General features: G+C 33.8%; 9 protein-coding genes. 8 read left to right on the forward strand and 1 reads right to left on the reverse strand.

Features of this window, described 5'->3' with window-relative positions:
• The first annotated feature begins 18 nt into the window (after nucleotides 1-18).
• From AC4FQ3_RS11120 to AC4FQ3_RS11145, 6 genes are all read left to right on the forward strand, one after another.
• Nucleotides 19-3366, forward strand: coding sequence for a SusC/RagA family TonB-linked outer membrane protein (locus AC4FQ3_RS11120; RefSeq protein ID WP_491181893.1), 3348 nt, complete (start codon nucleotides 19-21; stop codon nucleotides 3364-3366).
• 11 nt (nucleotides 3367-3377) lie between these two features.
• Entirely contained in the window at nucleotides 3378-4706 is a 1329-nt protein-coding gene (locus AC4FQ3_RS11125) for a RagB/SusD family nutrient uptake outer membrane protein (protein WP_302097109.1), read from the forward strand.
• 60 nt (nucleotides 4707-4766) lie between these two features.
• Nucleotides 4767-5525, forward strand: a complete 759-nt coding sequence (locus tag AC4FQ3_RS11130) for a LytR/AlgR family response regulator transcription factor (protein ID WP_302097110.1) — start codon at nucleotides 4767-4769, stop codon at nucleotides 5523-5525.
• A gap of 393 nt (nucleotides 5526-5918) precedes the next feature.
• A complete protein-coding gene (gene hmpA / locus AC4FQ3_RS11135) occupies nucleotides 5919-7130 on the forward strand; it encodes an NO-inducible flavohemoprotein (RefSeq protein ID WP_491181894.1) in 1212 nt (403 codons plus the stop codon).
• A gap of 472 nt (nucleotides 7131-7602) precedes the next feature.
• Nucleotides 7603-8049: a response regulator gene (locus AC4FQ3_RS11140; protein WP_042564616.1), complete on the forward strand. Its 447-nt coding sequence runs from the start codon at nucleotides 7603-7605 to the stop codon at nucleotides 8047-8049.
• A gap of 10 nt (nucleotides 8050-8059) precedes the next feature.
• Nucleotides 8060-11647 (forward strand): PAS domain-containing sensor histidine kinase, encoded by a 3588-nt coding sequence (locus tag AC4FQ3_RS11145; protein ID WP_491181895.1) that lies wholly within the window; start codon nucleotides 8060-8062, stop codon nucleotides 11645-11647.
• A gap of 92 nt (nucleotides 11648-11739) precedes the next feature.
• Here AC4FQ3_RS11145 and AC4FQ3_RS11150 read toward each other — a convergent pair whose 3' ends face one another.
• Nucleotides 11740-12111: a lipocalin family protein gene (locus tag AC4FQ3_RS11150; RefSeq protein WP_243396816.1), complete on the reverse strand. Its 372-nt coding sequence runs from the start codon at nucleotides 12109-12111 to the stop codon at nucleotides 11740-11742.
• A gap of 446 nt (nucleotides 12112-12557) precedes the next feature.
• Between AC4FQ3_RS11150 and AC4FQ3_RS11155 the strand changes: the two genes are divergently transcribed.
• Both AC4FQ3_RS11155 and AC4FQ3_RS11160 read left to right on the forward strand, forming a co-directional pair.
• A complete protein-coding gene (locus AC4FQ3_RS11155; protein WP_491181896.1) occupies nucleotides 12558-13919 on the forward strand; it encodes a GH1 family beta-glucosidase in 1362 nt (453 codons plus the stop codon).
• A 44-nt stretch (nucleotides 13920-13963) separates the two neighbouring features.
• Nucleotides 13964-14128: a hypothetical protein gene (locus AC4FQ3_RS11160; RefSeq protein ID WP_491181897.1), complete on the forward strand. Its 165-nt coding sequence runs from the start codon at nucleotides 13964-13966 to the stop codon at nucleotides 14126-14128.
• The last annotated feature ends 70 nt before the right edge of the window (nucleotides 14129-14198 follow it).

The following is a 14198-nucleotide window of genomic DNA, read 5'->3' on the forward strand; positions in this document are numbered from 1 at the left end:
CCAAACCCAAATTCCAGAATGAAAAATCTATTCTACATGCTGAGTTTTCTCCTTGCCCTGTCCGGGTATGCCCAGGAAACCAGAACTATTAAAGGAAAAGTAACAGATTCAAAAGATGGTATGCCCCTATATGGTGTATCTGTCTTTGTAGAAAATGCTTCTATTTCAAACAGCACACAACAAAAAGGTGTAATTCAAAGTTCAAGCCTTGGTACCGTTACTGACTTTGATGGTACATTTTCATTACAAATAAACGGTAACGTAAAGTTTTTAAGGGTAACTTATATCGGATATGAGTCTACTTCACTTGAAGTTACAAGTCAAAAAAACTACAATGTTAGTTTGAAATCTGAAACTGCAGAATTGAAAGAGGTTGTGGTTACAGGTTACCAAAAAATCGAAACCAGAAAATTAACTTCTGCTATTAGTAAGGCTAACATGATCGACATTCAACAAGCGGGTGTTGCCAGTATTGATCAATTATTAATTGGTCAGGTTACGGGTGTTGCCGTAACTCAGGCTACTGGAGCTCCGGGTACTCTTGCAAAAGTGAGAATTCGTGGTACAGCTTCGCTTTCAGGTCCACAAGATCCGTTATGGGTTTTAGATGGTTTGCCTTTAGAAGGAAATGATGTTCCACAAAATTACGACAAAGACAACATCGATCAATTGACAAACTTTTCTATCGCAGGTTTAAACCCTGAAGATATTAAAGATATTACGATCTTAAAAGATGCTTCTGCAACTGCTATTTATGGAGCAAGAGCTGCAAACGGAGTTATCGTTGTTACTACTAAAAAAGGTAGAAAAGGAAATATGAGAGTAAACTTTACTACCAATACTTTCCTTACACAAAGACCTGACTTTTCTAAATTAAACTTGATGAATTCATCTCAAAAAGTTGATTTTGAATTAGGAATGGCTGCTGATCCAAATTTAACTTACAGAAGTGAGAACGGACAAGTTTCCCGTATTTTAAATGGCGCTAATGAATTAGGGGCTTACAGAGCAGGAGGTTTTTCAGCTTTAAGTACAGATTCTCAAAATTCTATCAATGCATTAAGAAACAACAATACAAACTGGGGTAACTTATTGTACCAGGATGCAGTAAATACACAATACGGTTTGAGTTTATCTGGTGGTGGAGAAAAATCTGACTACTATTTCTCTTTGGGTGCTTATAATGAAGAAGGAACTACAATTGGAACCGGATTCGACAGATACAATCTTACTTTAAAAAACAACTTTGAAGTAAGTGATAAATTACGTGTTGGTATTAGTATTTTTGGTTCACAAAGTACCACAAAATCTTACATTTCAGACACAGATGGTTTTACAAATCCTGCAAATTACTCAAGAACTGTAAACCCTTATTTAACTCCTAGAAATGCTGACGGTAGTTATAACTATGACAAGGACATTAGCGGATACAGCAATAACTCTGTATATGTTCCTTTTAATATTCTTGAAGAAAGAGAAAACACATCTTACGAATTAAAAAACAGAGCTATAAAAGCGATACTTGATATTGATTATAACATTACTAAAAACTTCAAAGCAACTACTCAGGTAGGTCTTCAATTTGACAACAGCGCTTCTGAAAAATTTGCTGATAAAGAAACATATTACACTAGAAAAGAAAGAGAAAAAACAAGAAGATTTAGTGGTGGAGTTCCTACTTACTTCCTTCCTGATGGTGGAATTATCCAAAATTCAAACACTGACTTTTTCCAATACAACTGGAAAACGATGTTAAACTACAGTGCTGTTTTCAACACAAAGCACGAGGTTGAGGTAATGGCGGGTAGCGAATTAAGAAGAAATTACAATACTTTTATCGCAACTAAAGGTTTTGGATATAACCCTCAAACTTTAACTACTCAACCAATCATTTTTCCTAACGCAAATGCTGCTAATGAGGCTACATACAGAACCTATCAAAAAACAGAGAATGAAAATGCATTTGCTTCATTCTTTGCAACAGCATCTTATACTTACAACAGAAAATATACTGCTTTTGGTAGTGTGCGTTATGACGGATCAGATTTATTTGGTGTAGATCCTAAATACAAATACTTACCATTATGGGCTCTTTCTGGTTCATGGTTAGTATCCGAAGAAAATTTCTTAAAAGAGAATCCATATATTTCTGCCTTAAGACTACGTGCTTCTTATGGTTTACAAGGAAATATCGACAAAAACACTTCTCCTTATGTAGTTGGAGCATACGGTAATACAACTCTTTTACCTGGACAAAATGAGCAGACTATCAATGTCTTATCTCCGCCAAACGATAAATTAAGATGGGAAAAAACAACCAATACCAACTTTGGTTTTGACCTTGGTTTGTTTAACAACCGTGTAAGCGTAGTAACTGATGTTTACGGAAGAAAAAGTACTGATTTAATTGGTTTACAATCACTTCCTGTTGAAAATGGTTTTGAATACTCTAACCTAAACTGGGGACAAGTGTCTAATAAAGGTTATGAAATTGCATTAACAACAAAAAATATCGAGCGTCCTAATTTCTCATGGACTACAAACATTAATTTCTCTCACAACAAGAGTAATGTAGATCGTATTCAGATTAGAGAAAATAGTTATTTGCCTTCAAGAGAAGGACATCCGGTTAATGCTGTATTTGCCCTGAAAACAGCAGGAATTGATGAAAATGGTTATCCTTTATATATTAATAAAAAAGGAGAAACAGTTAATACGAATACCCTTTTTGCCCTTATTGACCAATACCCTCTTATTTTCCCTGGAGAATTATCACAATCGAGCTTAACAGCTCAGGAAACGAGAGACCTATTTACCTACGTAGGAGATCGTGACCCTAAATTTACAGGAGGTTTTATCAACACGTTTAAAGTACATAACTTTGACCTAACCATTGCTACTACTTTTAACATTAAACAAACTGTTGTTGAGACGCCTCCTTATAATGGAACAAGAGTAGATCCTGGACAAAACTATTCTACTGCTATTTTGAATGCGCATTCGTCTACAAATACCAATACAAACTTACCAGGTATTGTGGGTAGAAACTCAGGAACAGGAGATGATACATGGATGGCTTACAACTGGTATGCTGATTCAGGCCCGTTCAATACTACTGCATTACTTGATACATGGGTAAAAGAAATGAGTTACATGAGATTAAGCAGTGTGCGTTTAGGATATTCTTTACCTAAAAAAGCGACTAATAGTATTTTCATGGAAGATATTAGATTTAGTATTGAGGGAAGAAACTTATTTGTTGTAAGCTCTGATTACAAAGGATATTTTGACCCTGAAACATTCGGAAATATCTATGCGCAACCAATCCCGAGATCAATATCTATAGGATGTAACTTAACTTTTTAAACTGATTTAAAATGAAAAATATATTAAAATATGCATTCTTTTTCGTCACAGCTATTACTACGGTAAGCTGTGATGATTATCTGGACGTACAGCCAATCGGCAAAGTAATTCCGGAAACATTAACAGATTACAGAGCAGTACTTACAAAAGGTTACGAAACTTACCCTTCACATAAAAACCTTGCTTCGCTAAGAGGAGATGAATTATTACTGGATCCTTATAGTTTTGGCCCTGATTATCCTTTTTTCAAAGATGTTTATCACTGGAATGATGCAACTCCAGACCGTATTACAACACAATTTCAGTATGCAGCTCTTTACAATACTATTTTCTATGCAAACGTAATTATCAATGATGCAAATGGTAAACTTGAGGTATCTGCTGATAAAGATCAATTAATTGGAGAAGCTTATGCCTTAAGAGCTTATGCTTATTTTGATTTATTGAACCTGTTTGCAAAACCTTACGATGCTGCAACTGCAGGTACAGACAAAGGAGTTCCTTTAGCTTTAAAAGTAGATTTAGAGCAAGCGTATGTTCCTGAAAGCACAGCCAGAATTTACGAGCAAATTCTTTCTGACAAAGAAGAAGCTAAAAAATTGCTTAACAAAGACACGCAGTCAAAAGGTTTAAACTATCGTTTCTCTAAAGCTGCAATTTATGCATTAGAAACTCGTGTTTTCTTATACCAAAAAGAATGGGCAAAAGCTATAGAATCTGCAGATAAAGCATTAGCTATTAAAAGCGCTTTAGTAGATTTAAATGCTACACCTGTTTTAGCTAACCGTTACGATGGTGTAGAATCAATTTTGGCTCTTGAAGATGTCTTCGTTGTTGGTTTAAAAAATATTTCTTACGCTTCATCTGAATTGACTGATGCCTACGATCAAACAAACGATTTGCGTTATGCTTTGTATTTTCAAAGATTTGGAGGCGATATTTCTATTTTAAAAGGTGGAGAAGATGCTCAAAAATGTTCATTCAGAACTTCTGAATTATATTTGACTAAAGCAGAAGCTTCGGCACAATTAAATGATCTTACAACGGCAAAGACTACTGTACTGACTTTTATCAAAAACAGATACAAAGCTGCCGGTTTCAATCAGCTTAGTATTGAAATCGATGCAATGAACCAAACTGAACTTCTTGATTTTATTGGTGAAGAAAGACACCGTGAATTTGCTGCAGAAGGACACCGCTGGTTTGATTTAAGAAGAAATAATCAAAAAGAAATCCTGCATTATGATGGTGAAGGAAATGAATATAAACTGATCGAAAATGATCCGCGTTATACGATACCATTTCCTAAAGATGCACGTTTAAATAATCCAAACTTGTAGATTGAAATTAAGCTCCGTTTTTAACGGAGCTTTTTTTTTACCTTTGCAAAAAAAAGGAAAATGAAAATTGCCATCATTGAAGATGAACATCTGGCTTCAAATTATCTGAAATCAATTCTCGAACAACAACAAATTATCACCATAAGTGAAGTAACGATATTAAAATCTGTAAAAGATGCTGTGGCTTTTTTTAAAGAAAAAATAGTAGATCTTGCGTTTATGGATATTCATTTGGGAGACGGAAAAAGTCTTGACATTTTTGAAGAAGCAACCATTTCATGTCCTGTTATTTTTATTACCGCTTATGATTCTTATGCTGTAAAAGTTTTTAAACATTTTACGATCGATTATCTTCTAAAACCTTATGAAGAACAGGAATTATTAGAAGCTTTATCTAAATACAAAAACATCAAGGAAACTTTCAATCCAAACCCAATTCTTGAGTCTTTGGTTGAAATTGAAAACCAAAGCAATATTCAACATCATTTTTTGGTCAATCACAGAGACAAACTCATCTCTATTAATGACACTGCAATTCCCTATTTTTTTGCTACCGGAAAACATCTTTTTATTCACACCAATTCGGGAAACAGCTATTTATACAACAGCAATCTTAAAGATCTTATCAATAGTCTGGATCCAAAACTATTTTTCAAAATCAACAGAAAATACATCATCAACAGGCATCATATTCAGGAAATTGTAAAACATTCCAGCCAAAAAATCGAATTATTGCTTAACATTTCCGTTCCCGATACTGAACCTATAATTTTAAGTAAAAAAGAAATTAACAATTTCAAAAACTGGCTTAATTCGTAAATTAATTTCAATTATTTTCTACCTGAATAAAATTACCAAGTTAGATTGTGTGTCGAATTTGTCAAATTTGCGGCTAACTTTTAGATCAGGATTTAGTTCTTTTGGGCGTTCCTCCGGTCGGGCTATCCGCTCCCAATCTTTTTTTGAGCAGAAAAAGCTCAAAAAAAGGATTTCCGCTTCTATCCCTAACGCAAACTCAAATTCATCAGATCTTTTTCGGAGTTATTCGCTTCTAAAATAACTTCAACTTATTCCCATCTTTTTTAATTCTTATGATTTGAGTCATAAAACAGAGCCTTCTGCCCTATTTAAATTTGTAAATATCAAATTCTAAACACATTTACTGCTTTAGAATCTGAATATTTAATCCTAATCAAATCCTAATTATTAAAAATGAATCCACATCAAAAAGAGCTTATCAAAGCTACAATTCCAATTTTAAGAGCAAGCGGCGAAGATCTTACCAATTATTTCTATAAAAGAATGTTTACGCATCATCCTGAATTGCGAAACATGTTTAATATGGGAAATCAGGCCAACGGAAGACAAAAATCGGCGCTGGCAAATGCAGTTTTGGCTTACGCTGAAAATATTGACGATCCGAGTGTTTTAATTGGAGTTCTAAAAGGAATTGGAACAAAACACAGAAGTTTAAACATCCAGCCCGATCAATATAAAATTGTAGGAACACAACTTATCGCTTCAATTGGCGAAGTTGTTGGAGAAGCCGCAACACCGGAAATACTAGACGCCTGGACAGTTGCTTATTATCAGCTTGCCCAAATTATGATTGATATTGAAAAAGAAATGTATCAGGAAAACAGCGCCAAGCCCGGGAGCTGGAATGGCTGGAGAAAATTCGTCATCAAAAAAATTGTAGAAGAATCCACCGAAATCAAATCCTTTTACCTCTATCCCGAAGACGGAAAAGAAATCACCAATTATCATCCCGGCCAATTTATTAGCGTTCAGGTTTATGTGCCCGAATTAGAACTTTTACAACCCAGACAATACAGTTTGTCAAGCGCTTTTAATCCCGAATATTATAGAATTTCGGTAAAAAGAGAAAGCGGCATTGCACCAAATCCATCAGGTTATGTTTCGAATACTTTGCATTCAAAATCAGAAGGCGATCTTATTTCAATCTCTGCTCCTGCCGGATTATTTCATTTAGAAAAAGATACTCCAAATCCATTGGTTTTAATCAGTGGCGGAGTTGGGCTTACGCCGATGTTAAGCATGCTCGAAACTAATTTAAATAACATTCAGAATAAAAAAACAATCTGGATTCACGGCTGCAGAAATGAATCTGTTCACGCATTTAAAGATCAAATTACAACATTAAAAGAAGAAGCAAAACATCTTGAAACTTTTACTTTTTATGACACTTTAGAAGATAAAAATGAGAGTCAAAGCGAAATAATTCAAGGGCGCGTCGATCTTCATAAATGCAAAGATTCTATTTTATTAGATCAGGCAAAATATTACATCTGTGGTCCCGAAATATTTATTAAAACACAATACGAAGCTTTGGTAAATCTAAATGTAAGTCAGGAAAATATTTTTTACGAAGAATTCGGACCTCAACTTATCAATTTGAATTGAGATGAAAATGGTTCGGTTTCAAAATAAGAAATACCTAATTCCAATATTGCAAAATTTTATAACAACGTTTTTTATCACCTTTACATTAGCCAGTATTAATTGTACAAACAAATCTGCTTTTTTATTTTTTTGGATGCGTTCGTGGCTCGTTGCGGGTTTAATTTCAAACTTGTTTTCATTATTTATATTTTATAATAAAAAGTAAATATTCACAGTTTTAATCCTGCAGGGTTTCTAAAACCTTGCAGGATTAATTATTTAAATCAAGATACCTACAAGATTTGAGAAACCTTGCAGGAAAACGCAAGGAATATCGAAAAATAATTTCGCTTCTTTTATTTCTCCAAAAATGAAGGGAAAGACAATACGGTTTATTAAACTCTATAAAAAATTATAGAGTTTGATTTATTGCACATTAATATTTGTAAAAAAAATAGTTTTATATTAGCTAAAACATTTCTACCTTAATATAATGAAACAACAATACAATCTTTTACTTGCAGACGACGACGAAGATGATTGTGACTTCTTTAAAGAAGCTCTCGACGAATTACTTCTTCCTACATCGCTTGTAACGGTAAATGACGGAGTACAACTTATGGATTTTTTATCTGAAAGTGGTGCGGAAAATTTACCCGATATTTTGTTTCTTGACCTAAATATGCCCCGAAAAAATGGTCTGGAATGTTTAACGGAAATAAAACAGCTGGAAGAATATAGAAATCTTCCGGTCATTATTTTTTCTACTTCCTTAGACAGAGATATTGTAGATTTAGTTTACGGAAAAGGAGCTGTTTATTATATTCAAAAACCCGGTGAATTTTCTAAATTAAAAAAAGTAATTGGAAGCGCTTTAAGCATTGCCTCTGAAAGCAATTTTAAACAACCTGCAAGAGAAAATTTCATCCTTCAACCTTAAATTTATTTGAATGGGTATTACAAATAAAGAGCTGTATTTTTTGGAAGGTGGCGCAGAAATGGGGAAACTCATACGGTCTAAAGACTGGAGTAAAACACCTTTGGGCGATCCGGTGTTTTGGCCCCAAAGTCTTTGTACTATGCTGTCTGTAGTTCTTAATAACCCTTTTGGAATGTACATTGCATGGGGAAATGAATATACTCAATTATATAATGACAGTTTTCGGCCTATTTTGGGTTTAACTAAACATCCGGAAGCTTTAGGAATTAGTTCGAAAGAAACATTTTCTGAAATTTGGGAAACCATTGGACCTATGTTTGCGGATGTAATGAAAGGAAAATCCGTTAGTATTCCTGATTTTATGGTGCCTTTAAACCGTAATGGATTTACAGAAGAATGTTACTTTGATTTTTCATATAGTCCGATCAAAAAAGAAAACGGAGAAGTTGGCGGTGTTTTGGTCACCGTAATTGAAACGACTGAAAAGAAAAAAAATTCTGAAGCCTTAAAACAAAGCAATATCCGATTTCGAAATAATATCATGCAGGCTCCTGTAGCAATGTGTGTTTTTAGAGGTGAAAATCATGTTGTTGAAATTGCAAATGAGCAAATGGTTCATTTATGGGGAACTACAAATGAAGAGGTCATTAACAAACCCATTTTTGAAGCATTACCGGAAACTAAAAACAATTATCTTGAAAGTTTACTGGATAATGTATACAAAAAGGGCGAAAAAATTACGGCTAACGAACAACTCGTTAAACTTCCCAGAAATGGAAAAATAGAAGACACCTATATCAATTTTGCCTACGAAGCGCTTACTGAACCTGACGGAAGTATTTCTGGCATTGTAGCCGTGGCAATTGAAGTAACGTCTCAGGTATTATCGAGAGCAAAAGTTGAAGAGAGCGAGCATAAAGTACGAGCATTGGTAGATAATGCACCTTTTCCTATTGCAGTTTATGTGGGGAAAGAAATGCGAATTGAACTTGCAAATGAATCTATTATCAATATTTGGGGAAAAGGAAATGATGTCATCGGAAAATCTTTTAAAGAGGTATTGCCGGAACTTGATAATCAGCTTGTATTTGAGCAGATTAATGAGGTTCTTGAAACAGGAAAATCGTTTCATACTCAAAATACACCGCTTGATTTAACGGTAAATGGAAAACTTCATACTTATTATTTTAATTATAGCTTAACGCCGCTTTACGACATAAATGGTAATATTTATGGTGTAATGAATACGGGAGTTGATTTGACTGATTTAAATCTGGCAAAGAAAAAAATAGAAGAAAGTGATAAGCGTTTTCGTAATACTGTAAAACAGGCTCCGGTTGGAATTACCATTTTGCGTGGTAAAAAACTTATGGTTGAAATGGCAAATGAAGCCTATTTAAAATTAGTAGGCAAAGAAGAAAAAACCTTTGTTGGCAGACCTTTATTTGATTCGTTGCCTGAAACAGAAAAAACGGTAAGTGATTTATTAATTGGTGTATTGGAAACCGGAATTCCGTATCACGGAAATGAACTTCCCGTACCAATCAATAAATTCGGAAAACTGCAAAATCTTTATTTCGATTTTCTTTATCATCCTTTAAAAGAAGAAAATGGCGAAATATCCGGAATTATAGTAACGGTTACCGAAGTTACCGAAAAAGTTCAATCAAGAAAAATAACAGAACAAAACGAAGAACGCCTGAATATTGTTGTAGAAGCCAGCGAATTAGGAACCTGGGAATTGAATGTAAAAACAAAAGAAGCTATTTATTCGCAAAAATATCTTGAAATAGTTGGCGGTTATGACACTCATATTCAATTAACACACGAACAATTAATAAAACATATTCATCCCGATGATATGCCTGTACGAAACAAGGCACTTAAAAGCGCTTTTAGAAAAGGATATTTACAGTATGAAGCGAGAATGATTTGGCTTGACAAATCGATACATTGGATGGAAAGCAAGGGGAAAGTTTTTTATGATGAAAACAATAATCCCGAAAAATTAATAGGGACTATAAGAGACACTACTCTGGAGAAAAAAAATCAGCAGGAACTGGAGGATAGCGAAAAAAGATTCCGCAATCTGGTTATGTATTCTCCTGTACCAAAGGCAATACTGAAGGGACGCGATATGGTCATTGAAATTGCTAATGATGTTTTATTAAAAAATATTTGGCGAAAAAATGAAAGTGATGTACAGGACAAAAAAATCTTAGACATATTTCCGGAACTCAAAGAACAAAAATACGCCCATTTATTAAACGAAGTTTACACAACCGGCAAAGTACATTCTGAGTCTGAGTCGTTAATTTTTATTAATGGCAAAAATGGCGGTCATGAAATGTATATTGATTTTGAATACGCACCAATGCGTGAGAAAGACAACTGCATTTCTGGAATAAAAGTGACCATAATTGATGTTACTGAAAAAGTTCTGGCAAGAAAAAAAATAGAAGAAAGCGAAAAAAGATTCCGTTCCTTAACAGAAAGTATTCCGCAATTAATCTGGGAAACAGACGAAAAAGGAAACGCTTTGTTTGCATCAGGAAAATGGTTTGAATATACAGGCATTCATCCTAATGGAGAAGCTGAATGGAAGGCTATGATTCATCCGGATGATTATGATGAGAATATAAAAATCTGGGGCCATAGTCTCGCAACTGGAGAGATTTACAAGTGCGATGTAAGAGTAAAAGGTAAAGATGGAAATTACAGATGGCATGCCGTTATTGGCGAGCCGGTTTTTGACGAAGAAAATAAAATTATAAAATGGGTTGGCGCTTTTACAGACATTCAGACTGAAAAGGCTTTTACAAACGAATTAGAAAAGCAAGTTGCAGCAAGAACCGAAGAATTGGAGCGCAATAATATGGAACTGGAGAAAATGAATAAAGAGCTTCAGTCGTTTACCTATATCTCAAGTCACGATTTGCAGGAACCGCTTCGAAAAATTCAAACATTTGCTTCGCAGATTATGGAAAGAGAATCTGAAAATTTATCTGATGTTGGAAAAGATAAGTTTCAGCGAATGCAAAACGCAGCCAAAAGAATGCAAACGCTTATTAATGATTTGCTTTCTTATTCAAGAACAAATACCCAGGAAAGAATATTCGAAAAAACAGATATTTCTGAAATTATAAATGAAGTAAAAGAAGATCTAAAAGAGGAACTGGAACTAAAAAATGCAGTTGTCGAAAATACGAAATCTTGTGAAATTAATATCATCCCATTTCAATTCAGACAATTAATATATAATTTGGTAAGCAATTCACTTAAATTTTCTAAACCGGATATTCAGCCGGTTATAAAAATAAAAAGTATAATTCATCAGGTAAAAAGCTCTGAAGACAATTTAACCAATGAAGGAAGTTATTGCCACATCAGTATTTCTGACAATGGAATTGGTTTTGACCAACAATATAACACCAAAATCTTTGAAGTTTTTCAGCGTTTACACGGAAAAGAAAAATATAACGGAACCGGGATTGGCCTGGCTATCGTAAAAAAAATTGTAGAAAACCATAATGGCTATATTACTGCCAAAGGTGAAAAGGATAAAGGTGCCACTTTTGACATCTATATCCCCTTATAATCATAAATAAAAAAACGGAAACAACTTTTATGGAGTCGTTTCCGTTTTAATCCTGGCTTCTATGAAGTCAGGATTTGCTTCAAAAAAATAAATTATCTTGTATAAACTGTAATAATACCAGTTGCTTTATCTTTAATTTTCAGCTCTTTGTTAGTAAGATTCATGATATCAGATGTTGAACTTACATTTCCTACAGTGATAGTTAAATCATTATGAGATCTTACATAAGTACCTGTAGTTTCTGTTAAAGCACAATTAGCACCGTCGTAATCACCTATAACTGCTGTGTTACTTAATCGTAACTCTAAATAATCTCTGTTACATCCACTTGCATTTTGTGGAGCATCTACCAATACTTCTTGTCCATTAACTATTGTTCCTGTTTGACTTAGGTTGAATTTACCTTGAATTGGAACAATTGTTTCTCCTTCATTATCGTCGCTACTACAAGATGTTGCGAACATACCAAAGCTTAATGCTACTACGAATAATATTTGTTTTAAATTTTTCATGATGTGATCTCGTTTTAATTATTTTTTAATTACTAAGTCAAAATTAGGTGGAAAGAAGCTGAAGTATGTTCTATAATTTTTGGCATTTCTTACATAATTTATATTTTTAGATAATTTTAACTAATATCGTTGCATAATTATCACTTATAGCTCTTTTAATTAAGCTTTTGTTAATTTTTATTCAATATTGATTTTTCGGACAAAAAATATAGTTAACCATTTCATAACCTTTAGGTTACGCTCAATTTATATATGTTTTATTAATTTGATTAAAACTATATATCATGAAATTCTTCAACTTATCATTCCTGACTTCATTTAAAGAATGGCTTTTTTTAAGAGCAATGCAAACTACTTTCCTTCATTAATGACTAAAAAATAAAGGACAGCATATTTAAATGAATAAAATTGACCACTCACTACTAAATAAAGAACAATTTGGGAAGGATTTCCTGTGGGGAGTCTCTACAGCCGCTTTCCAAATTGAAGGAGCGCACGATGCCGAAGGTAAAGGTGCTTCGATCTGGGATGTTTTTACTTCTCAAAAAGGCAAAATAAAAAATGGTCATCACGCTATTAATGCATGTGATTTTTATAATACTTATAAAGATGACATTCAGTTAGTACGACAGCTAAATATTCCAAATTTTAGATTTTCTATTAGCTGGTCGCGCATTATGCCTACGGGAGTTCATCCTGTAAATCAGGCAGGAATTGACTACTATAACAAAATCATTGATTTTTTAATTGAATGTGAAATTGAACCCTGGATTACACTTTATCATTGGGATTTACCACATGCGCTGGAATTAAAAGGCGGATGGACCAATCGGGAATGTGTTTCTTGGTTTTCAGAATATACTGAGGTTTGTGCACAATATTTTGGCGACAGGGTTAAAAACTGGATGGTAATAAATGAACCTTCTGTTTTTACAGGCGCAGGATATTTTTTAGGAATTCATGCTCCGGGAAAAAAAGGAATTACCAATTACATCAAAGCGATGCATCATGTAACATTGGCAACTGTTGCGGGCGCAAAAATATTGCGAAATAAAGTTATTGATGCAAATATTGGTACCACTTTCTCCTGTACACATATTGAACCTTTCTCTGACAAACCTGCCGATATTCAGGCCGCAAAAAGGGTCGATACTTTGCTGAACAGAACTTTTATAGAACCTATTTTAGGACTTGGATATCCACAGGAAGATTTGCCTGTACTTAAAAAACTTAACAATTATATTGTAAAAGGCGATCTTGATAATCTTGCTTTTGATTTTGACTTCATCGGTTTACAATGTTATACACGGGAAGTAGTAAGATCATCAATGCTCATTCCGTATATTGGTGCCGAACTTGTTAGTGCCGAAAAAAGAAATGTAATTACCACCGAAATGGGATGGGAAGTTTATCCTCCTGCCCTATACCATGTTTTGAAAAGATTTAACGGTTATAAAAACATCAAAAAAATCATTATAACTGAAAATGGCGCGGCTTTTCCGGATACTGTTACAAATGGAAAAGTATATGATATTAAACGTACTCATTTTATACAGGATAATTTGGAACAGATTTTAAAAGCCAAACACGAAGGTTTAAACGTTGATGGCTATTTTGTCTGGAGTCTTACCGATAATTTTGAATGGGCCGAAGGTTATAATGCAAGATTTGGATTGATTCACGTTGATTTTGAGACTCAAAAAAGAACCATCAAACAATCAGGATTATGGTTTGGTGAATTTTTATCAAAACAAAACTAAGAAAACAAAATCAGGAAATTCACATCAACTTAAATAGCAATTTTATGGAAATCAACTGGTTTATTATAAGTGCAATAATTATTGGCGTTGTCTTACTGATTTATATTCTGATCAGACAAAATAAAAAAGACCGCAAAAAGATTGAAGAAGAGCTAAACTACGTTCCAAAAAAGGAAGAAGCTGAGATTAATAATGAGAAAGACTCTTAATAGAATTTGACCTCTTCCTCTTGGGTGTATTATTTTAACACATAGAAACATAGAATTATTGAACTTAAAA

The sequence above is a fragment of the Flavobacterium sp. AK-345 genome, from assembly GCF_058310175.1.

Coding starts and splice junctions, on each gene's coding strand:
- AC4FQ3_RS11120 (WP_491181893.1), top strand. CDS start 19: ATGAAAAATCTATTCTACATGCTGAGTTTTCTCCTTGCCCTGTCCGGG.
- AC4FQ3_RS11125 (WP_302097109.1), top strand. CDS start 3,378: ATGAAAAATATATTAAAATATGCATTCTTTTTCGTCACAGCTATTACT.
- AC4FQ3_RS11130 (WP_302097110.1), top strand. CDS start 4,767: ATGAAAATTGCCATCATTGAAGATGAACATCTGGCTTCAAATTATCTG.
- hmpA (WP_491181894.1), top strand. CDS start 5,919: ATGAATCCACATCAAAAAGAGCTTATCAAAGCTACAATTCCAATTTTA.
- AC4FQ3_RS11140 (WP_042564616.1), top strand. CDS start 7,603: ATGAAACAACAATACAATCTTTTACTTGCAGACGACGACGAAGATGAT.
- AC4FQ3_RS11145 (WP_491181895.1), top strand. CDS start 8,060: ATGGGTATTACAAATAAAGAGCTGTATTTTTTGGAAGGTGGCGCAGAA.
- AC4FQ3_RS11150 (WP_243396816.1), bottom strand. CDS start 12,111: ATGTTCGCAACATCTTGTAGTAGCGACGATAATGAAGGAGAAACAATT.
- AC4FQ3_RS11155 (WP_491181896.1), top strand. CDS start 12,558: ATGAATAAAATTGACCACTCACTACTAAATAAAGAACAATTTGGGAAG.
- AC4FQ3_RS11160 (WP_491181897.1), top strand. CDS start 13,964: ATGGAAATCAACTGGTTTATTATAAGTGCAATAATTATTGGCGTTGTC.